The 20546-nt window shown below is 63.7% G+C and carries 22 protein-coding genes; 7 read left to right on the top strand and 15 right to left on the bottom strand.

Annotated features, from left to right (window positions below):
- Positions 1-663: 663 nt before the first annotated feature.
- Together VQ044_RS12785 and VQ044_RS12780 are read left to right on the top strand one after the other, a co-directional pair.
- Positions 664-1311 (top strand): SCO family protein, encoded by a 648-nt coding sequence (locus tag VQ044_RS12785; RefSeq protein ID WP_327647599.1) that lies wholly within the window; start codon positions 664-666, stop codon positions 1309-1311.
- A 33-nt stretch (positions 1312-1344) separates the two neighbouring features.
- Positions 1345-2214, top strand: a complete 870-nt coding sequence (locus VQ044_RS12780) for a F510_1955 family glycosylhydrolase (protein WP_327647598.1) — start codon at positions 1345-1347, stop codon at positions 2212-2214.
- A gap of 93 nt (positions 2215-2307) precedes the next feature.
- Here the strand turns inward: VQ044_RS12780 and VQ044_RS12775 are convergent, their stop codons facing one another.
- From VQ044_RS12775 to VQ044_RS12735, 9 genes are read right to left on the bottom strand one after another with little or no spacing between them, the layout of a single operon-like run.
- The gene (locus VQ044_RS12775) at positions 2308-3093 is read right to left on the bottom strand and encodes an SDR family NAD(P)-dependent oxidoreductase (protein WP_327622499.1); all 786 of its coding nucleotides are present in this window, start codon (positions 3091-3093) and stop codon (positions 2308-2310) included.
- Between the two features lie 22 nt (positions 3094-3115).
- Positions 3116-3496 carry a DUF423 domain-containing protein gene (locus VQ044_RS12770; protein WP_327622500.1) on the bottom strand — a complete coding sequence of 127 codons (381 nt, stop codon included), beginning with the start codon at positions 3494-3496 and terminating at the stop codon, positions 3116-3118.
- 31 nt (positions 3497-3527) lie between these two features.
- Complete coding sequence (mnhG, locus tag VQ044_RS12765; protein WP_327622501.1) at positions 3528-3929, bottom strand: monovalent cation/H(+) antiporter subunit G; 402 nt, start codon at positions 3927-3929, stop codon at positions 3528-3530.
- Entirely contained in the window at positions 3926-4282 is a 357-nt protein-coding gene (locus VQ044_RS12760) for a cation:proton antiporter (protein ID WP_327622502.1), read from the bottom strand. Before VQ044_RS12760 ends, mnhG begins: the two co-directional genes overlap by 4 nt.
- Entirely contained in the window at positions 4279-4752 is a 474-nt protein-coding gene (locus tag VQ044_RS12755; RefSeq protein WP_327622503.1) for a Na+/H+ antiporter subunit E, read from the bottom strand. Before VQ044_RS12755 ends, VQ044_RS12760 begins: the two co-directional genes overlap by 4 nt.
- Entirely contained in the window at positions 4749-6407 is a 1659-nt protein-coding gene (locus VQ044_RS12750) for a monovalent cation/H+ antiporter subunit D (protein WP_327647597.1), read from the bottom strand. The genes VQ044_RS12755 and VQ044_RS12750 overlap by 4 nt, the downstream gene beginning before the upstream one ends.
- 2 nt (positions 6408-6409) lie before the next feature.
- Entirely contained in the window at positions 6410-6787 is a 378-nt protein-coding gene (locus VQ044_RS12745; RefSeq protein ID WP_327647595.1) for a Na+/H+ antiporter subunit C, read from the bottom strand.
- A complete protein-coding gene (locus VQ044_RS12740) occupies positions 6787-7206 on the bottom strand; it encodes a Na+/H+ antiporter subunit B (RefSeq protein ID WP_206455351.1) in 420 nt (139 codons plus the stop codon). Before VQ044_RS12740 ends, VQ044_RS12745 begins: the two co-directional genes overlap by 1 nt.
- On the bottom strand, positions 7203-9560 hold the full coding sequence (locus tag VQ044_RS12735; protein ID WP_327647593.1) for a putative monovalent cation/H+ antiporter subunit A: 2358 nt from the start codon (positions 9558-9560) through the stop codon (positions 7203-7205). Before VQ044_RS12735 ends, VQ044_RS12740 begins: the two co-directional genes overlap by 4 nt.
- 426 nt (positions 9561-9986) lie before the next feature.
- Between VQ044_RS12735 and VQ044_RS12730 the strand changes: the two genes are divergently transcribed.
- Positions 9987-12098 (top strand): S9 family peptidase, encoded by a 2112-nt coding sequence (locus VQ044_RS12730; RefSeq protein ID WP_327647592.1) that lies wholly within the window; start codon positions 9987-9989, stop codon positions 12096-12098.
- Positions 12099-12142: 44 nt separating this feature from the next.
- Here VQ044_RS12730 and VQ044_RS12725 read toward each other — a convergent pair whose 3' ends face one another.
- From VQ044_RS12725 to VQ044_RS12710, 4 genes are all read right to left on the bottom strand, one after another.
- Positions 12143-13075, bottom strand: a complete 933-nt coding sequence (locus VQ044_RS12725; protein ID WP_327647590.1) for a cytochrome c — start codon at positions 13073-13075, stop codon at positions 12143-12145.
- Between the two features lie 46 nt (positions 13076-13121).
- Complete coding sequence (locus VQ044_RS12720) at positions 13122-13580, bottom strand: c-type cytochrome (RefSeq protein ID WP_327647588.1); 459 nt, start codon at positions 13578-13580, stop codon at positions 13122-13124.
- Positions 13581-13792: 212 nt separating this feature from the next.
- Positions 13793-14395, bottom strand: coding sequence for a superoxide dismutase (locus VQ044_RS12715; RefSeq protein WP_327647587.1), 603 nt, complete (start codon positions 14393-14395; stop codon positions 13793-13795).
- 141 nt (positions 14396-14536) lie between these two features.
- The gene (locus VQ044_RS12710) at positions 14537-15400 is read right to left on the bottom strand and encodes a branched-chain amino acid aminotransferase (RefSeq protein ID WP_327647585.1); all 864 of its coding nucleotides are present in this window, start codon (positions 15398-15400) and stop codon (positions 14537-14539) included.
- A gap of 374 nt (positions 15401-15774) precedes the next feature.
- Here VQ044_RS12710 and VQ044_RS12705 point away from each other — a divergent pair, with 374 nt between their 5' ends.
- From VQ044_RS12705 to VQ044_RS12695, 3 genes are all read left to right on the top strand, one after another.
- Positions 15775-16026 (top strand): hypothetical protein, encoded by a 252-nt coding sequence (locus VQ044_RS12705; protein WP_327622512.1) that lies wholly within the window; start codon positions 15775-15777, stop codon positions 16024-16026.
- A 264-nt stretch (positions 16027-16290) separates the two neighbouring features.
- Complete coding sequence (locus VQ044_RS12700) at positions 16291-16953, top strand: haloacid dehalogenase type II (protein WP_327647584.1); 663 nt, start codon at positions 16291-16293, stop codon at positions 16951-16953.
- Between the two features lie 185 nt (positions 16954-17138).
- A complete protein-coding gene (locus VQ044_RS12695) occupies positions 17139-17840 on the top strand; it encodes a L,D-transpeptidase (protein WP_327622514.1) in 702 nt (233 codons plus the stop codon).
- 90 nt (positions 17841-17930) lie between these two features.
- Here the strand turns inward: VQ044_RS12695 and VQ044_RS12690 are convergent, their stop codons facing one another.
- Entirely contained in the window at positions 17931-18134 is a 204-nt protein-coding gene (locus tag VQ044_RS12690) for an NINE protein (RefSeq protein WP_327647583.1), read from the bottom strand.
- Between the two features lie 161 nt (positions 18135-18295).
- Positions 18296-19960 (bottom strand): helicase HerA-like C-terminal domain-containing protein, encoded by a 1665-nt coding sequence (locus tag VQ044_RS12685; RefSeq protein ID WP_327647582.1) that lies wholly within the window; start codon positions 19958-19960, stop codon positions 18296-18298.
- Between the two features lie 169 nt (positions 19961-20129).
- Between VQ044_RS12685 and VQ044_RS12680 the strand changes: the two genes are divergently transcribed.
- On the top strand, positions 20130-20504 hold the full coding sequence (locus VQ044_RS12680; RefSeq protein WP_327622517.1) for a DUF2267 domain-containing protein: 375 nt from the start codon (positions 20130-20132) through the stop codon (positions 20502-20504).
- Positions 20505-20546 lie beyond the last annotated feature (42 nt).

Genomic DNA, 20546 nt, shown 5'->3' with positions numbered 1-20546 from the left:
ACGGGCTTGAACAATGATGATTCGCCGTCCACCGGTGGACGGGCGCGGCGGCCGATACGGCAACATCGAACGCCGCCCGTGCCGAGGCTGCCGACCGGCCAATTCAGGGGCGGAGTGGCTGCGGATCCGGCGTGCGTTGGCATCGGGCGCGCGAAGGGCTATATCGGCGTCATGTCGGCTCTTCGTCGGATCCTCGTCTTCACGCTTTTCCTGACCTTCGCGTTGGGAACGCCCGGCTATGGAATGCCGCCGGGCGACATGGCGGACAATGCCCTGACGGTCACGAGCGGCGCCACGACGCCGGATACATGCGACACGTGCGCGAATGACATGGCGAAATCGGTCTGCGTTTCTCCGTGCCTAGTCGTCGGCGTCCTGTCTTGTGCTGACGATTGTCTGCCGGCGGGGGCGGAAGAAGTTCCCGGTTGGATGCCCGAGCGGCCGACGCCCGACGCCATCGCCGCGCCAGACCCTTTCCCTCCTAAACTCTTCGCATAAGACGAAGCGATCGCCGCAGCCGCGGCGGTCGATGTCGACGCCCCGATGCGCCCGACGGCCCGCGATTTTCGTTGCCGTTCGGATCGTCGGCCCGACCTGATCCGGACATAGGAAACTCAGATGCGATCCATCCTTCGCCAAGCCCTGGCGGCAGGGCTTTTCGTCATGATGTCCGTGCCGCCTGCGGCAACCGCGCATTCATTGGACGATCTCCAGGCGCAACTCGGCGAGAACGAGCAATATTTTGAGCCGAGAAACGAGCCCGCTCCCGACTTTTCGCTTCAGGACGCGGCAGGAAATACGGTTCGCCTCAAGGATCTTCGTAACCAGGTCGTGGTGCTGAACTTCGTCTATACGCAGTGCCCGGATGTTTGCCCTCTTCATGCCGAGACGATCGCTCGCGTTCAGAAGATGGTGAACATCACCCCCATGAAGGATCGCGTGACTTTCGTCACGGTAACCACCGATCCGGTCCGCGATACGCCCGATATTCTCCGAAGCTATGGCGATGATCATGGGCTTGATCCGGCAAACTGGCGGTTTCTCACCAGTGGACCGGAACGACCGGAACAGACTCGCAAGCTGGCGGAAGCCTTCGGTCACAAATTCAAAGTGACGGAGGATGGCCTTCAGCTCCACGGCATCGTTACCCACGTCATCGATCAGAACGGCGTTTGGCGAGGAAATTTTCACGGCCTGGCTTTCCAGCCGGTCAACCTCGTCAGCTTCGTCAACGCACTGACCAACGATCGGGATTTGCATGACAAGCCCGCCGATCCTTCCTGGTGGACGACGTTTCGTTCGCTGTTCTGACCTCATCCCCCTGCAACTCGAATAGGAACTCCAATGAAAAACCGTACGACATCATTCCTCGCCATGGGCGCTCTCGCCGCCGTGGCCGTGGCAGGCTCCGGTTGGTCGAGCAGCCAGGCCCAGAGCATGCCAATCGCCGAGGTCTCACATATCCATGGCATTGCCGTGAATCTGTCCGACCCGTCCCGGCTTTACCTGGCAACCCACGACGGTGTGTTCCTTACCTCTCCCGACGGCACGGCCGAGAAGGTATCGAGCAACACAGACGACTATATGAGCTTCACCTCGCATCCCTCCGACGCGAACACCTTCTTCGCGAGCGGTCACCCAAAAACAGGCGGAAATTCGGGCTTTCTCGTATCGCGTGACGGCACGAGTTCCTGGGAACAGGTCTCCCCTGGCGTCAACGGGCCGGTCGACTTCCACGCCATGACCGTCAGCCCCGCCGATCCGAACGTGCTCTACGGCCTTTACGGCGAGATCCAGACAAGCGCGGATGGCGGCAAGACCTGGGAGGTGGTCGGCGCACCGCCCGCCGACATCTATGGCTTGGCGGCGTCGGTCTCAGATCCGAAAACGGTCTACGCGGCCACCGGCCAGGGCGTAATGGTCAGCCGCGATGGCGCCAAGACCTGGGAGCCGAGCGGGCCTGCCGGACAGCCGGCGAGTTTCGTCAAAGCAGCCCCGGACGGAACCGTCTACGCCTTCGTGGTCGGCTCCGGTCTGGTCAAGCTGGCGAAATCCGCAAGCGAGTGGGAGCCGATCACCGACCGTTTCGGGAACCGTATCCTCATCCACTTCGCCGCCGATCCGAGCAATCCCGACAATCTGTTCGCTGTCACCCAGCAGAGCGAAGTGATCGTCAGCAATGACGGCGGCAAGAGCTGGAAGCCGCTCGGCTGAACCAGCCCCCAAGCCGCCGGACGATTCACGGCGGCTAGGCTGCGTCCGCCGGGCGGCCGAGGAAAATGGCGGAGCGCTCGCGGGCGCTCCGCCTCAGCCCATGAACTGGCCGCCATTGACCTCGATCACCTGGCCGGTGATGTAGCCTGACAGCTCCGGGCTGGCGAGAAACAGATACGCCGGCGCGCAGTCCTCGGCGGTGCCAAGGCGCTGCATCGGAATCGTCGCGGCTGTCGCCTCCAGCTTTTCCGGCGTCGAATAGCGGCGATGGAAGTCGGTCATGATCGTGCCGGGCGAAACCGCATTGACGCGGATGTTGTCCGGCGCGAGTTCCTTGGCGAGTGCCCGTGTCCAAGTCGAGATGAAGGCCTTGGAGGCCGAATAGAGCGATGAGCCCGGGCTGCCGCCGATGGTCGCCGCGACCGACGATGTGTTGACGATCGCGGGAGCTTCGGCGGCCTTCAGCGCCGGAAGGAGCTTCGTTGTCAACGCCACGACGGATCGGACGTTCAAGTCGAGGACGTGATCGTATTGCGCCCGGTCGACGTCTCCCGCCGCCACCCGGCCGCCCATCGTGCCGGCATTGTTGACGAGAACGTCGATCCGGCCGCCGACTTTGGCGAGGATCGCCTCAGCCAGGCGCTCGCCCCCCTCCGGGTCGGCAAGATCGGCGGTCAGCAGCGTCAAACGCTTGCGATCCTCTGCCGGTAAATTCGCGAGCAAGTCCTTTTCCGCATGTTCCAGACTGCGTCCCGCATGGGCAACGACATCGGCGCCCGCAGCGAGAAACGCCCGCGTGGCCGCCGCGCCAATGCCGCGTCCCGCACCGGTGATGACGACGGTCTTTCGGGCAAAGAGCGCTCGATCGAAACCATTCATGGGGATTCCTCCAATTTCGATTTCATAGTGCCGGCGGCGTCGACCGCTGCCGTGCCATTCCCACAGCGATACCAGCGATTGCCGTCACCAGCCACGCCCCGATCAGGATCATACCTCCGAGCGGCGCGGCATTGGCGAACAACCGCTCGCTCCACACGACCCGCGCCGCCAGATCGCCGGAAAACAACAGCGTTCCGGCGATGGTCAGCATCCCCGCAATGGCCGACAGGTGCGGCATCATCGGCCGCAACACAGCCAGCGCCAGCAATGCCGGCGCGTGAACCAGCGCGATCGCCGCCGCGATGGCGACAAGCCGTGTGTCGCCGCCATGGGCGGCCAAGGCGGCGCCGGCCACTCCGGCCGCGCCGAAGAGGCCCGCAAAGACGATCAGCAGCGCCGTCACGCGGCGGCATCCGTCGAGCGACCGAGCGGCATCATTGGCTCTCGCCGACGCTGGTGACCGGGCCTTGCGGCGGTGGCGCTTTCGCGACTCCCAAGGTCGGATCGACAGGAGGCATCTCGTCGAGGACGGAGCCCTCCCACATCCGATAGCCCACCGAATAGGAGGCCTTGGCCAGGAGATGGGCCGAGATTGGCGCGGTCAACAGGAAGAACACTACGGCGGCGAGCGCCCTGAGCACGACCGGCGTCTCGTCCGCGGTGATTGCGAGGGCGATCAGCAGCATGGCCGAGCCGACCGAGCCCGCCTTCGAGGCGGCGTGCATCCGCGTGTAGATATCCGGCAAACGCAGAATGCCGAGCGCGGCAACGGCAGCGAAAGCGGAGCCGGCAAGGATCAGGAGACTAGCGATGATGGTCGAGATGTCCGCGATCATGTCTTTTCGCCCGCTCTGGCTGCATTTGCGGCAGCCTGCAACTGCTCCACCCGCTCTTCCTCGGTCTTGCCCCGCGCCATGATGAACCGCGCCAACGCGACGGTCGCGAGAAAGCCGACGAGGCCGAGGGCGATCGCGATATCGATGTAGAGTGTGAAGCCGGTGTCGATGCCGATGACCGCGATGAAGCCGATTGCGACGCTGGTCAGCATGTCGAGGCCGAGCACCCGGTCGGGCAGCGTCGGCCCCATGACGATCCGGGTCACGGTGATCAGAAAGGCCGCACTGAGTAACACCAGGGCGACAGAGAGCGAAATATCGAGAGACCACCGGGCGAATTCGTGAAGGCTCATCGAAACGCCTCCAGGATCTTGCGCTCGAAACCGCCGGCGATATCCGCCTTCGTGGCTTCGGGATCGGAGCAGTCGATCGCGTGGACATAGAGGGTGGAGCGATCCTCCGAGACGTCGACGGACAGGGTGCCGGGCGTCAGGGTGATCATGTTGGCCAGGAGCGTGATCTCGAAGTCGCGGTCGACCTTCAGCGGATAAGCGAAGATGCCGGGCTTGAGGTCGGGCTTCGGTGTCAGCACCAGCACGGCCACCCGCCAGGCGGACATCAGCAGTTCATAGACGAACAGCAGGAACAGCGTGAGGATGCGGCCGGCCCGGCCGACATAGCCGACGGTGCCGACCTGCTCGCGGATCAGATACAGCGCCGCCGCGCCCAAAACAAAGCCGAAAACGAGGTTGAGAAGGGTGAACGAGCCCGAGATGATGACCCAGATCAGCGCCAGGATGAGGTTGAAGAGCGAGAGCCTCACGATCCGCCTCCGAAGACCGAGGAGAGATAGGCCGCGGGATCGATGACGCCCGCCGCCGCGCCGTCGGTCAGACGCGCCAGCCACTCCGGCCAGACGCCGGCGGCGATGACGAAGCTGATGAGCCCGAGCATCGGGACCAGCGACAGCGCCCTGCCCGGCCCGGGCGCATGGAACGTCTCGGCTTCGATGCGCGCGGCCTCGCTCTCGCTGACCGCCGACGGGATCGCCGGCAGCGGTCGCCAGAAGGCCAGCGCGAAGACACGCGCGCTGGCGATGGTCAGCAGGAAGCCGGACACAAGGATGGTGGCCGCCAGCCAAGGCATGTCGGCGGTAATCGTGGCGCGGACCAGCGCGACCTTCGGCCAGAAACCGGAAAAGGGCGGCAGGCCGGACACGGCGAACAGCAGCATCAGCACCAACGCGGCGAACAGCGGGTGGCGGCGCCACAGTCCGCCCATCTCCGCCAGCGATGACGAGCCGGCCAGATACGCCGCGGTTCCGGCCGCCAGATAAAGTCCGGTCATGACGACGATCGAGTGAAGGGCGTAATAGATCGAGCCGGACAGCCCGGTCTGAAGCACCGCAGCCGCCGGCGCAGGCTCGACCACCGAAAGAGCGCTGGAAACAGCAGTCATCGAGGGCACCGCCAGCCCCGCGAGAATCGTGCCGATGCCGGCGATGACGACGTAGTTCAGAAGCCGCCGGAGATCGGTCTGCGCCAGCGCGCCGAGTGCCCCGACGAGCATGGTCAACCCCGCGATCCAGGCGATTACCGATGCGAGGCCGGCCCGCTCCGGCGGAAACAGCATCAGCAGCACGCGGATCATCGCGTAGACGCCGACCTTGGTCAAAAGACCGGCGAACAGCGCCGACACCACGAAGCGCGGCGTGTGGTAAGAAGCGGGCAGCCAGGAATTGAGCGGAAACGCCGCGGCCTTCAGCGAAAACGCCACCAGATAGAGCACGGCGAGGGTGTAGACCGCGCCATCATCCGGCATCTCGGCGGCCTTTGTGGCGATATCGGCCATGTTGAGCGTGCCGAAGATGCCATAGAGATAGCCGGTGGCGATCAGGAACAGCGTCGTGCCGACGAGATTGAGCATGCAGTATTTGGTCGCGCCGTCGAGCTGTTCGTGCTCGGAGCCGAGGATCAGGAGCCCGAACGAGCCGATCAGAAGCACCTCGAACCAGACATAGAGGTTGAAGATGTCGCCGGTCAAAAAGGCGCCTGAGACACCGCCCATCATCAGGAACAAAAACGGATAGAAGCCGTAGCGCCGTTCCGTCGCGCTGATCGAGGCCACGGCGTAGATCGCACAGGCGAGCGCCACGAAACCGGCGACGCTGACGAACAGCGCGCCCATCAGATCGACCGTGAAAGCAATGCCGAAGGGCGGTTTCCAGCCGCTCATCATCATCGTCTGCGGCCCCTCTGCGGCGACCTTGACGAGGAGCGCGACGTCGATGCCGAAGAGAAGCACGAAGCCGGGGATCGCCAGCCACGGATGCCAGTCGATGCGTTTTCTCAGCATCAGGAGGCCGGCTCCGAAAATGAAGCAGGTGACGACCGGCAGCACAACAAGATAGTCGGACGCCGCGACCGCACCCTTCACCATGGCTTCGGCCTTGAGGACCTCGATGTTTCCGATAGCCATGGTCAGTAGCCGAGGGGCGGCAGCCCCTGGTCCTTGGGTTCGGCGAGGCGCATCTCGTCGGTGTTGTCGGTATTGAGATCCTGATAGGCGCGATAGGCCAGCACCAGCAGGAAGGAGAAGAAGGAGAAGGAGATCACGATCGCGGTCAGGATCAGCGCCTGCGGCAGCGGGTTGGCGATCGCGCTTTCCGGTATCTTGAGATCATCCGGGATGATCGGCGGCGCGATCGGTCCGATGCGCCCGGCGGTGAAGATCAACAGATTGACGCCGTTGCCGAGCAGGACGACGCCGAGCAGCATGCGGATGGTGTGCTTCGACAAGAGCAGATAGAGCGATGTGCCGAACAGGCAGGCGACGACGAAGCTGAGCGCGGTTTCCATCAGTCGCTCTCCCTCTCTTCGAGGGCCAGGGCGATGGAACTGATCGCTCCGACGACGACGAGATAGACGCCGATGTCGAAGAACAGCGGCGTCGACAGGCCGACATCGCCGCCGAGGATCGCCGGAAACGCCCATAGGCCGGTCAGGAACTTGGCGCCGACGAAGAGTGACGCCACGCCGGACAAGACCGCCATCATCAGGCCGCTGGCCGCGATCGCCATCGGGTGGAAATACAAAGCCCGGCGGACCGGCGCGACGCCGCAGGCGATGCCGTAGATGGCGAAGGCCGACGCGGCGATCAGCCCGCCGATAAAGCCGCCACCTGGCTCGTTATGCCCGCGCAGCAGCACGAAGATCGAAAACAACACCATCAAGGTCGTCAGATAGGGGATGGTGAAACGGAAGATGACCGTCCTCATGGCGTCTGCTCCGTCGGATCGGGGTAGCGCTCGCCCTTGCGCCCGACCCTGACGCGGATCAGCGCCAGGATGGCCAAGCCCGCCGTCATGACGACGGCGATCTCGCCCATCGTGTCGATGCCGCGGAAGTCGACGAGGATGACGTTCACGATGTTGCGCCCGTGGGCGATGGTGTAGCTGTAGCGCTCGAAGAAATCCGACAGCGAGGCGTCGAAGGGGCGCTGGGTCACCGCCAGCAGGAACAGGCCGAAGCCGGCCCCGCCAGCGATGGCCAGAACGGCGTCCGGCAGGGACTCGCGCAGCGGCCGGTGATCCGCCGCGGACAGCCGTAGCCGGGTCATCACCAGGGCCAGGATGACCACCGACAGCGTTTCGACCATGAATTGCGTGAAGGACAGATCCGGCGCGCCGAGCAGCATGAAGATCAGCGCCACAGCGAAGCCCTGAATGCCCAGCGAGACGATGGCGGTCAGGCGGTTCTTGGCGATGACAACGGCAAAGATGCCGAGGATCACGAGCCCGAGGACGGTCCACTCGTAGAAGGCCAGAGTGGGGAAGTCCGGCATGGCCGGAAAGGCGTCCATATAGATCATCGGCCCGAACAGCCCCGCGATGATCAGGATGACCGTCACTGTCATGTAGATGTCGAGGCGGCCCGATTGCAGGAAACCAGTGATCGCGAACGCCCCGCGCAAAAGCCCCCGCATTGCTTGGTCGAACCCCTTGTCCGGGCCCCAGCCGATCGCGGTGAGAAGATTTGCGAGGCCGGAGCGGAGCCGCGTCGCGAAAACATACAGCACGATCCCGAGCGCGATGGTCAGCAGCGACAGCATGAAGGCAAGGTTCAGATGCGGCACCCAGCCGATCTCGATCGCGACCGGCTCACCCAGCGCGGCCGAGGCCATCGGGCTGGAGAAATTGGCGTGATAGGCACCATAGAACAGCGCGCCGAGGAGACCGAGGACGCCGAGGGTCAGGGGACCGAGCCAGATCGTCGGAGCCCCCTCGTGAGGATGATGGATCGTCTCCGGCATCCGGCCGACGAACGGCTTCAGCGCCACGACGAAGGCGGCCGCGAACATCAGCGCGTTGCCCGCGATCGCCGCGATCATCAGCGCGATGTGCCAGGGGTCGCCCTGTTCGAGCGCCGCATAGATCTCTTCCTTGGCGAGGAAGCCGACGAAGGGCGTGATCCCGCCCATCGACAAAGCGCAGAGCATCGCCGCAGTGAAGGTGACCGGCATCGCCCGGCCGAGCCCGCCGAGACGGTCGATCTCGCGCGTGTGCGCCCCGTGGTCGATCGATCCGGCGACCATGAACAGGCCGCCCTTGAACAGCGAATGGGCGATCAGATAGAGCACCGCGCCGGTGATCGCGGCCTCGGTGCCGACGCCGATCAGCATGACCAGAAGGCCGAGCGAGGCAACGGTCGTATAGGCGAGCGTGATCTTGATGTCGCTGGCGCGGATCGCCAGCAGCGCCCCGACGACCAGCGTCACCGACCCGAATAGCGGCAGGATCGTCGTCCACAGCGCGGTATCGCCCAAGGCCGGATGGAAGCGCAGCAACAGATAGACGCCTGCCTTCACCATCGTCGCCGAATGCAGATAGGCCGAAACCGGCGTCGGGGCTTCCATGGCGTTGGGCAGCCAGACGTGGAACGGCATCTGCGCCGATTTGGTGAAGGCGCCGGCGAGCACGAGAATCAGGATCGGCACGTAGAAAGCGCTGTCGCGCAACGCGTCGCCGGCGGCGAGCACCTCACTCATCGAGGACAGGCCGAGCAACTCCCGGATCACGATCAGGCCGGCGAGCAGCGCCAGCCCGCCGCCGCCAGTGATCACCAGCGCCTGAATCGCGCCGCGCCGCGCCGCCTCGCGATGGTGATCGAAGCCGATCAACAGGAACGAGGTGATCGACGTCAGTTCCCAATAGACGAACAGGGTGATGAGATCGTCGGCCACGACGAGCCCCAGCATCGCCCCCATGAACATCAGGATGAATGAGAAAAAGCGGCCCTGGTCCTTATGGCCGGCCAAATAACCGCCGGAATAGAGCACGATCAGCGTGCCGATGCCGGTGATCAGGAGCGCGAAGGTCGAGGACAGGCCGTCGATCCGGAAGGAAAACCGCACGTCGAACGATGGGATCCAGTCGAACCCGAACAGCAGTACGTTGCCGTCGGCGACGGCCGGCAGCGCCTGCAGGAAGAACAGGAAGGCGAGTGCCGGGGCGAGTGCCAGCGGCCAGCAGGCGTGCTGCTTGAAAAGACGGGTGAGGATCGGAGCCAAAGCCGCGGCGATGAACGGCAGGGCAAGCGCCAAAAATCCTGTCGTTGCCTCGATACCCGTCATCCGCGGCGCGTACTCCATCCCTCGCCTGTCGCCACCTCGCATTCGCGACGCGCCGTCCCGACTCCCTCATACGGAGAGCAGCCTTTGTGGGCAAGACTGGTTCGCCCGAAGCCTGATCCGCACCCCGTTTCTAGTATAGTGGTATGCCATACGCCACAGAAAATATCCGTGCAGCACGCGAAAAGTGTGACCCTGCCGGTATCGCATAGGCGTCAGTGATTCGGCCCGCCGACCTCGCACCCTTGGCGCCGCTGCCCACCCGGCCACGGATCGACGGCCCCGGATGGGACACGGTGCGTCAAGTCATTGGGCAACCCACGCCGCGTGCGGTTTGGCCTCTACGTCATTCTTCGCTACTATTGCGCGAAACGTCGTCCTCTTTTTCCAGCGTTCGATTCTCCCAGCCCTTCCCGCAAGTCAGGCCTGATGACAAACTCCTCCACAGCCGAATTGAAGCCCACTCCCCCCCTCGCCGAGCGGCGCCCCCGGACCGACGTCCGGCATGGCCGCGAGCGCTCCGACGACTACGCATGGCTGCGGGCCGACAATTGGCAGGATGTGTTCAAGGATACGAGCGTCCTGGATAGCGAAATCCGCGAACATCTCATTGCCGAGAATGCCTATCAGCAGGAAGTGATGGCCGGCACCGAGGCGCTCCGCGGAACGCTCGTCAAGGAAATGCGCGGGCGGATCAAGGAGGATGATTCGTCGGTGCCCGCCCCGGACGGAGAATGGGCCTACGGCGCTTCCTTCGAGACCGGAGCGGAATATCCGCGCTTCATCCGGCGTCCCCGCTTCGGCACCGTGGCTCAAGAGACGGTGCTTCTCGACGGGCAGGCGGAGGCCGCCGATCGCGCCTATTTCTCGCTCGGTGGCGTCAGCCACTCGACCAACCATCGCTGGCTCGCCTGGACCTGTGACGACAAGGGGTCGGAATTCTACACCGTCTCGATCCGCGACATGGAGACCGGTGAGGACCTGCCGCTGCGGATCGAGGACACCAGCGGCGGCACGGTCTGGTCGGCCCGCTCGAAGGGCTTCTTCTATACGCGCCTCGACTCCAACCATCGTCCGAGCCGGGTCTATTTCCATCGCCTGGGAACCGACCCGCTCGACGACGCGCTGATCTACGAGGAGACCGACACCGGCTTCTTCATGGGCGTCGACAAGACCCAGTCGGGCGAATTCGTTGTCATCGACATTCACGACCACGAAACCTCCGAATGCTGGCTGATTCCCGCCAACAACGCGGCGGCCGAACCCCGCCTGCTGGCGCCGCGCGAAACCGGCATCGAATACAGCGTCGACGAGGGCAACGGCACCCTTTACATCCTGACCAATTGTGACGACGCTCGGGATTTCAAGATCGTCACGGCGCCGACCGACGCATCACGGCGCTCGGACTGGACCGATTTCGTCGCGCATGAAGATGGCCGTCTCATCCTCGGCCACATGGTGCTCAAGCGTCACCTGATCTGGCTCGAACGTCGGGACGGCCTGCCGCGGATCGTCGTCAAGCGGCTGTCGGACGGCGAGGAGCATGCGATCGCCTTCGAAGAGGAAGCCTATTCGCTCGGGCTGGCCGGCACGTACGAGTTCGACACCGACGCCATCCGTTTCACCTATTCGTCGCTGACGACGCCGAACCAGACCTTCGACTACGATGTCGAGACCCGCGAGCGCACTCTGCTGAAGACGCAGGAGGTTCCCTCCGGCCACGACCCGGCCGACTACGTGACCCGGCGCATCTTCGCGCCGGCCAAGGACGGCGAACTGGTGCCGATCTCGCTGCTCTACCATAAGGATACACCGCTCGACGGCACCGCGCCCTGCCTGCTCTACGGCTATGGCTCCTATGGCATCGCCATCCCCGCCAGCTTCAGCACCAATGCGCTGTCGCTGGTCGATCGCGGCTTCGTCTACGCCATCGCCCATATTCGCGGCGGCAAGGACAAGGGCTTTGCCTGGTACGATGCCGGGCGGCGGCGCAACAAGGCCAACACGTTCACCGATTTCATCGCCTGCGCCGACCACCTCGTCGCCGAAAATTACACCCGCCATGAGCGGATCGTCGCCAATGGCGGCTCGGCCGGCGGCATGCTGATGGGCGCCGTCGCCAACATGGCGCCGGACAAATTCGGCGGCATCATCGCCGTGGTGCCCTTCGTCGACGTGCTCAACACCATGCTCGACGACACGCTGCCACTGACGCCGCCGGAATGGCCCGAATGGGGCAATCCGATCCTGTCGGGCGAGGACTACGAGATCATCGCGTCCTACAGCCCCTACGATAACGTCAAGCGGCAGGCCTATCCGCCGATGCTGGTACTGGCCGGGCTCACCGATCCGCGCGTCACCTATTGGGAGCCGGCCAAGTGGGTGGCGCGGCTACGCGAGGTGAAGACCGACGACAATCCGGTCATCCTGCGCACCAACATGGATTCGGGCCATGGCGGCGCCTCCGGCCGCTTCTCCAAGCTGGAGGAAGTGGCCTATATCCACGCCTTCGCGCTCAAGCTGATGGGCAAGGACGGGTAGTCCGCCGCCGCCCCACGATCAGGCGCGCGCCGGAACTGTCCCGGCTATTTGCCGGCGCTCTCAACCGCCGGCACGGCCTTTAGATAGGCCGCGATCGCCTCGCGATCCGTCGCGGGCAAACGCGCGATATTCTCCTGCACCGCCACCATCGCGCCGCCGACGGAATCGAAATCCGGCGTGAAGCCGCTTTCCAGATAATAGACGATGTCGGACGCCGACCAGGACCCGATCCCGTCCTTCGACGGGGTGATATCGGGAATACGCCCCTTGCCCTCCGGGTTCGGCGCGCCCGTCAGCCAGGCATCCGTATCCAGTCCGCCGACGCCGCCAAGGCCCCGCGGTGTATGGCACTGGCCGCAATGGCCGGGGCCTTCCACGAGATACTGCCCGGCGCGGGCCGCGTCCGAGGCGTTCTCGCCTAGATCAACGACCGGCGCCGCATCATCGAGGAAGAAGAGCTTCCACAGGCCGATGCCGCGGCGGATATTGAACGGAAAGGCGAGATCGCTCGGCGGCGCCTGTCCCGCGACCGGCGGCAAGGTCTTCAGGAAGGCCCAAAGATCGGCAATGTCGCCGGACTTCATCTTCACATAAGAGGAATAGGGAAAGGCCGGGTAGAGATGCTCGCCTTCCGGATCGACGCCGCGCTGCATGGCGTTGGCGAAGTCGGCAAGGCTCCAGCCCCCCACCCCGTCGGTCGGATGGGGAGAAATGTTGGGGGCATAGAACGTCCCGAAGTCCGTCTTCAGCGGATCTCCGCCGCCGAGATCGAGCTTCGCAGCGGCCTTTGCCTTCGACGGGGCATGGCAGGACGCGCAGCCGCCGGCCCAGAACATCCGTTCGCCCCGCACTGCGTCGCCGGATTGCTCGGGCGGCAACGTCGCCGCATCAAGCGGGTCGGGCATCGTCAGCAGATAGAAGCCGCCGGCGCCGAGGACGACACCGACCAGGGCGGTGGTCAGGATGCGATTGAGCATGTCGCCAGTGTCCGTCCTGCGTCGCGCCCCCTGCGGCTACGTGCCGCTATTTTTCTTTCTTGATGCGGAAGTCCTCGTGGCAGCCCTTGCAGTTCTCTGCGACCATGGCGAAGCTCTGCTTGAAGGCGTCGATATCCTGCGGATCGGCGGCGATCGCGGTCGCGGCATCCTTCTCGAATTTCGCGACGGCGGCCTGGAATTCCTCGGGCTTTTCCCAGATCGCCGGAGCCGCCTCGGTCTCCTCGCCGGTCTTGCTGTCCTCGGGGAAGAGTGAGCCGAACTTTTCAGCGGCCTGGTGGAAAGCCTGGAATGCCTCGGCTGCCTTGGTCGGATCGAATTCCGCCTCGCCTTTGAGCATCTGGCCGGACAGCTTGGCGGCCTTGCCGTTGCCTTCCATCAGCTCCTGCCGCTGCTTGATGGGTTCGGCGTTTTGGGCAACCGCAGGCAACGCGAACGCGGCCGCTGTCGTCGTCGCAAGGACCAGCGCGAGAGTTCTGATCTGCATGAATTCGTCTCCCCGGGAGTTCATCGGCGTCTGCGGACAAGTAAGAAATATTTGAGAGCAACTTGCGGTCTGGCGCAATCGGACTTTGGTCCGGCCCCTCTCACAAAAACGTCAACGCTGCAGATCATGGAAAAGGCCCCGCAAGCTTAGCGCCTGCGGGGCCTTGATCTATCTCGCTGCCGCCATTGCGGCCAGGAGGCAGAGAACCTGCGTTAACCGGCGACGGCCTCGTAGCGCTCCAGGACGTAGTCCCAGTTGATCAGATTATCGACGAACGCGCCGAGATATTTCGGCCGGGCGTTGCGGTAGTCGATGTAGTAGGAGTGCTCCCAAACATCGACGCCGAGGATCGGCTCGGCGCCATGCACCAGCGGGTTCTCGCCGTTCGGCGTCTTCATGATCTCGAGCTTGCCGTTCTTGACCGCGACCCAGGCCCAGCCCGAACCAAACTGGCCGGCGCCCGCGGCCTCGAAATCGGCCTTGAACTTGTCATAGCCGCCGAGATCGGAGTCGAATGCGGTCTGAAGCTTGCCCGGCAGGCTCTTGCCGCCGCCGCCTGGCTTCATCCACTTCCAGAAATGGATGTGGTTGTAATGCTGGCCGGCATTGTTGAAGAGCGCCTGGTCGCTGCCGTGCAACTTCTTGACGATCTCCTCGAGCGACAGATCGGACATTCCAGCCTTTTCAGCCAACTCGTTGCCCTTGGTCACATAGGCGTTGTGGTGCTTGTCGTGGTGATATTCGAGCGTTTCCTTCGACATGTATGGGCCGAGTGCGTCGTAGGCGTAGGGAAGCTCGGGAAGGGTGAATGCCATTTGATGCGTCTCCTTCTGGTTGGTTAGGTCCTGAGCGCAACGGACAGACCCGGCCAGGGTTGCCCGAAACGTCAAAATTCGGCGAAGGGGAAGTTAGGGCCGACGGTTGCGTTTGCCACCGGTCAGTTCGTCAGCGGCCTGTCAGCCCGCCGAGCGGGCGAAGGACAAATACAGCTCACGCGCCGCCTCGTAGACGGGACCGGGCTGCAGTTCGCGCCCCTCGATGCCGATCACCGGCACCACCTTGGAGTGGTTGCCGGTCGAGAAGATTTCGTCGGCATCGAGGAATTGGGCCACCGTCAGCGACGCCTCGACCACTTCCCTGCCCTCCTCGCGCAACAGCCCGATCACCCGCTGCCTTGTGATCCCGTCGAGGAAACAGCCGTTGGGAACCGGCGTGAACACGGTCCCGTCCTTGACCATGAAGAGATTGGACGTTCCCGTCTCCGCGACGTTGCCGAGCATGTCGAGCACCAGCGCGTTGTCGAAGCCGCGCGACTTCGCCTCCATGATCGCTCGGCCGTTATTGGGGTAGAGACATCCGGCCTTGGCCAGCGTCGGCATGGTTTCGGGCGTCGGCCGGCGAAACGGCGAGACGCCCAGCGAAAATCCCGAGGGCGCGATCATCGGCGCTTCATAGAGGCAAAGGCAGAAGCGCGTCGTCTCCGGGTCGGCCGGAACGCCCATGTAGCCGCCATCCTCGGCCCAGTACATCGGCCGGATATAGACGGCGGTCTTGCCATCGAACCCTTCAAGCCCCTCGCGGGTCAGGCGCACGATTTCCTGCGGTGTCACCGTCGCCTTCAGGCCGAGCGCCTGGGCCGACCGGTTGACGCGCTCGCAGTGCCGATCGAGGTCGGGCGCGAGGCCATCGAACCACCGCGCGCCATCGAAGACGGTGCTGCCGAGCCACATCGCATGGCTGCGCGGGCCGATGAGACCAGGGTTGCCGTCATGCCACTCGCCGTCGACGAAAGTCCGCGTGCGAGTCATTTTCTGTGGCATGGCGAAGCTCCAAATTGGGCGGACGGGGACGGCACGGCGACACGATTGCCGCCAAGGCGGCCTCGGAGTGGGCAAAGAGTATCCGTTCTGCGCTAGCGACGGCCTGGCAGCAGAGTCAACCGCTCGATAACGAAATCCATGAAAATGCGGGAGAGAACATTACGACAGCAGAAACGATTGAACCATACAATCATCGTGGAAAGGCAAATTGATTCGCCGTGCTTGAAGGAATCGAGCACGCGCCATCGCGGGGGCCGGCAATGAGGACAAGATTTCTTCGCGATCTGCATGATCAGCGCCGCTGGTGTCGCCGTCGCACGCGCCTGAGACCGGTGAAACTCGTAACGCGGTGTCACAGGTTTCTGGACGATGGAATGGTGGTTGATATATCCGATGGTGGGCTCCGCGTGCGCCGTTATTCAGGAAATCATCTGCCGTCGCAGCTGGCGATCTACGATCAGTCCGATCGAGTCTTTCGCCCAGTCGTTGTTGCGTGGCGACGGGGCGACGAAATCGGACTGCGGTTCACCGACAGCATGATTCCGGCCACCCCGCCCGAAATTGAGCGCCTGTCGGGTCGCTCGGATTGGAACGACGTCTATATCCTAAAAGGACTTCCTCTTTGAAGTGCTCTGGATGCTGACCGCCAAGTCTAGCGCGGCAGAATAAAACGCGCCTCTCCCTGGGAAATCGTGGCGGCTCGAGTTTGAGGCTCGCCCTGAGCATGGGCGCGATGTGTAGGCCGGACGCGAGGCTGTCGATCCGATGCAAAAAGGCATGCTGTCGATTGGTTTATCGCCGACGGCAACGGCGACGCTTCCAATTGACGCGACGGGCCCATATGACCGTCCAAAGCCCGAGCGTCCGCTTACACGATCAGGGAGACCCCATTGCATTCCGTCTATGTCTTCGACGCCTATGGCACGCTGTTCGACACCGGTGCCGCCGTCTCCCGCCATGCCGGTGACCTGGGAGAATCGGGCCGGCTTCTCTCCGAGATCTGGCGCCGCAAGCAGCTCGAATATTCCTGGGTCCGCGGCCTGATGGGACGTGCCGAACGGGATTTCTGGCAGCTGACGGAAGACGCCCTCGACTACGCCTTCAAAAAGGTCCCATCGGCGGACCCGGCGCTGCGCGAAAAATTACTCGAGGCCTATCGCGACCTCGACGCGTTCGAGGAAGTGCCCGGGACCCTCAGAGCGCTCAAGGAGCGGGAGGCACGCCTCGCGATTCTGTCCAATGGCTCGCGCGAGATGTTGAAGCGAGCGGTGCGCTCGGCGGGAATCGAGGATCTGTTCGACGCGGTCTTCTCGGCCGAAGACTGCGGGGCCTACAAGACCGCCCCGGCCATGTACGAATTGGTGACGACACGCTTTCGGCTCTATCCGGATGCCGTGTCGTTTCAGTCATCCAATCGCTGGGACATCGCGGGGGCCACGCAATTCGGCTTCAACACCGTCTGGATCAACCGTGGCGGTGAGCCGGACGAGTATCTGGATCTGGCGCCGAACGCCGTCCTGGCGGACCTTCGCAGCCTGCCGAATCTCGTCTGATCATAGCTCGCCAGGTCATAATCGCACTTGGACGGACGCAGGTCTGTTCGCGGCTATCGCCGAGGGGCGATCAAACGGATGTGATCGAAATGGAACCGAACAACTTGGAAAGTGTTCGCACGGTAACAACAATTTACGGCTTTCTCTCGTAGGGTGGCGGCCGACAAAAAAAACAGGCTGGATAGATGACGAATAACGGCAACTCCCTCTTCACGCGTCGCAAACTGCTCCTCGGATTCGGGCTCGGCGCAGCAGCGGTCGCGACAGGCTGTACCACCGGACCGCGCGCCAAGGTGTCGGTGGCACCCTATCCCGTGGAGCGCGGGATCGAACCCAAATATGTGTCGATGTACGGGCCGGTGGTCGACGATGGATACCGGATTCCGGCCGTCGATCTGAAGCGCGTCGATCCGAAATTCTATCGTCAGGAAGTCGCTGATCCGACCGGCGAAGCGCCCGGGACAGTGGTCGTCGATACCGCGAATTATTTTGCATATGTGGTGATGCCGGGTGGTCGCGCGATGCGCTACGGCGTCGGCATCGGACGGGCGGGCTTTTCCTGGAGCGGCCGGGCCAAGGTCCAGTGGAAGAGAAAATGGCCGACCTGGACGCCACCCAGGGAGATGATCGCCCGCGAGCCGAGCCTCGCCAAATATGCGGACGGCATGGAGCCGGGTCTCGCCAATCCGTTGGGCTCGCGCGCGCTCTACATTTTCCAGGGTGGTAAGGACACGCTCTACCGTCTGCACGGGACGCCGGAATACTGGACGATCGGGACAAATTCCTCGTCGGGCTGCATCCGCTTCATGAACCAGGACGCGATCGATCTTTATGATCGTGTCAAGTCCGGCTCGCCGCTGGTCGTCACCCAGATCGGCATGGTCTGACCGGGCTATCCTGCGATCATTCCATTCGAAGGGGCGGGAGATTCTCTCGCCCCTTTTTTGTTGCGGGATCGGCTTTGTCGCAGGTCGGTATTACCGCAGGCGATCGCGCTCACGCTCCATATGGTCGACGCGGCTTTCGAGATTCTCTTCGCGCACCATACCGGGAATGAGGAACAGGTCGATCAGCTGGCCGATGCCCATAAGCCCCAGGGTGAGAAGCCATAAGAGACCGGTCCACGGCCGTCCGAGATAGAACCGGGCAGGCCGCAGATCGCGCCGAAGCCCAGCAGCCACAAAATGTAAGAAGCGAGCGTCGACTTCCGGTTCATGGATCTTCCTTCGCAACGGTTAGCCGGGGCGAAAATGGGGTGTCGCCGGGTCGTTGGAAAGGTCGCCGGGTCATTGAGTCCTCAACGTGGCGCCGGGCGGCGCCTGAGATCTACAGTCGTGCCCGCTCAGCGACCGCGTTTGAAGCCGCCGAGCACGCCGCGCAGGATCGCCCGCGTCACGGTCGAGGCGACGGTTCGGCCTACCTGCTTCATCACTGTTTCGGTCAGCGTCTGCCGTTGGTAGCCGGACGAACGACGCCGCCGCTTCGGCGCCGACCGCCGGCGCGGCGCTTTATCATCGTCGTATTCCTCGACTTCCTGGGTATCGTCGCGCCCGCCACCGCCGAGCCCGAAATCGGGAAGCTGAAAGCCGGTTCGCGTGCGCCGCCCTTCCGCCGCCTCCGCCCGCCGCGTCGATTCACCCTCGCGGCTCGCCTTCTCCGTCTCGGCTTCGAGCCGACGTTGCTCTTCTTCCTGCCGAAGCTCGGCCTCGGCCCGGCCAACCAGCATCTCATAGGCCGACTCCGGGTCGATCGCCTGATCATACTGCCCCGCGACCGGGCTCTTGGCGATGATCGCGTCGCGCTCCGCGTCATTGAGCGGACCCAGACGCGCCGAGGGCGGACGGATCAGCGTGCGTTCGACCATCGACGGCACGCCTTTCTCGCCCAAGGTGGACACCAGCACCTCGCCGACGCCGAGCTGGGTGATCGCCTCATAGGCGTCGAATTCCGGATTGGGGCGGAACGTGTCGGCCGCCGTCTTCACCGCCTTTTGTTCGCGAGGCGTATAGGCACGCAGCGCGTGCTGGACGCGATTGCCAAGCTGGGCCAGTACGCCATCCGGCACGTCGAGCGGATTCTGGGTGACGAAATAGACGCCGACACCCTTGGAGCGGATCAGCTTGACCACTTGCTCGACCCGGTCGACGAGGATCTTCGGGGCGTCGTCGAATAGCAGATGCGCCTCGTCGAAGAAGAAGACCAGCTTCGGCTTCTCGGGGTCGCCGATTTCGGGCAACTCCTCGAACAGTTCCGACAGCAGCCACAAGAGGAAGGTCGCATAGAGGCGCGGATTCATCATCAGCTTGTCAGCGGCCAGAATGTTTACCATGCCCCGACCGTCGCGGTCGGTGCGCATCAGGTCGGCGATCTTGAGCGCCGGCTCGCCGAAGAAGCTTTCGGCGCCTTGCTGTTCGAGCACCAGCAGCGAGCGCTGGATCGCTCCGACCGACGCCTTGGCGACATTGCCGTAGAGCTTGGAGATGTCGCCGGCATTTTCCGAAAGATGCGCCAGCATCGCCTGCAAATCCTTGAGGTCGAGCAGCAACAGCCCCTCCTCGTCGGCGATCTTGAACGCGATGTTGAGAACGCCTTCCTGGGCGTCCGACAGGTTCATCAGGCGCGAAAGCAGCAGCGGCCCCATCTCGGAGATGGTGGTGCGGATCGGGTGACCCTTCTCGCCGAAGATGTCCCAGAACACCACCGGGTAGAAGTCGTTGTAATACGGGTCCAGGCCGATTTTTTCCGCCCGCTCCACCAGGAAGTCCTTGGCCTCGCCGCGCATGGAAATGCCCGACAGGTCGCCCTTGATGTCGGCACAGAAAACCGGCACGCCCGCTTCCGAGAAACCTTCAGCGAGGATCTGCAACGTCACCGTCTTGCCGGTTCCGGTCGCACCGGTGACCAAGCCGTGGCGATTGGCGAGCTTGAGGTCGAGATACTCGCCCTTCTTGATCGCGTCCTGCGGGTCACGGCTGCTCCCCAGAAAAATCCGACCTGTTTCCTGCATCCAGCATCCCTCGCTCATTGACCATTGGGGTTATAGCCGGCCAGCGGCTTGGAACAAGCGCGGCGAGCGATAAGCGCGCGTTCGTCGATTGCGTCGGCGATCAGGCTTTGCCAAGCTTTGCAGCAACCGGCCCCCTCTTTCCGAGGCGCGGCGGCAGGAGGAGATGTCCATGGACGAGCTGTTGGCGAAAATCGCGGCGGAGACGGGTCTTGAGTCATCCACCGCCAAGGTCGCGATCGGTCATATCCTGACCTATCTCAAGGCCGAAAGTGACGATCCCGCCGTCGGCAAGATGATTGCCGAAACGCCGGGGGCTTCGGACGCGATCGCTACGACCGGTGGCGACGACGAGGGTGGTTTCCTTGGCGCCGCGATGGGCGGCGGCATCATGGGGCTCGGTTCGAAGCTGATGGGGCTCGGCCTCGACATGGGTCAGATTCAGATCGTCGCGCGCGAACTCGCCGCCTTCGCGAAAGCCCATTCCGATCCCGAAACCGTCGATCGCGCACTGGCGTCGGTGCCCGGATTGTCGTCCTTCGTCTGACCGCGGCATCGGAAACTCTGCCAGGCTTTCACCGCATCGACC

This window comes from Aurantimonas sp. C2-5-R2, from assembly GCF_036549495.1.
Classification (GTDB): Bacteria; Pseudomonadota; Alphaproteobacteria; order Rhizobiales; family Rhizobiaceae; genus Aurantimonas; species Aurantimonas coralicida_A.
This window is presented reverse-complemented; position numbering and strand designations above follow the sequence as displayed.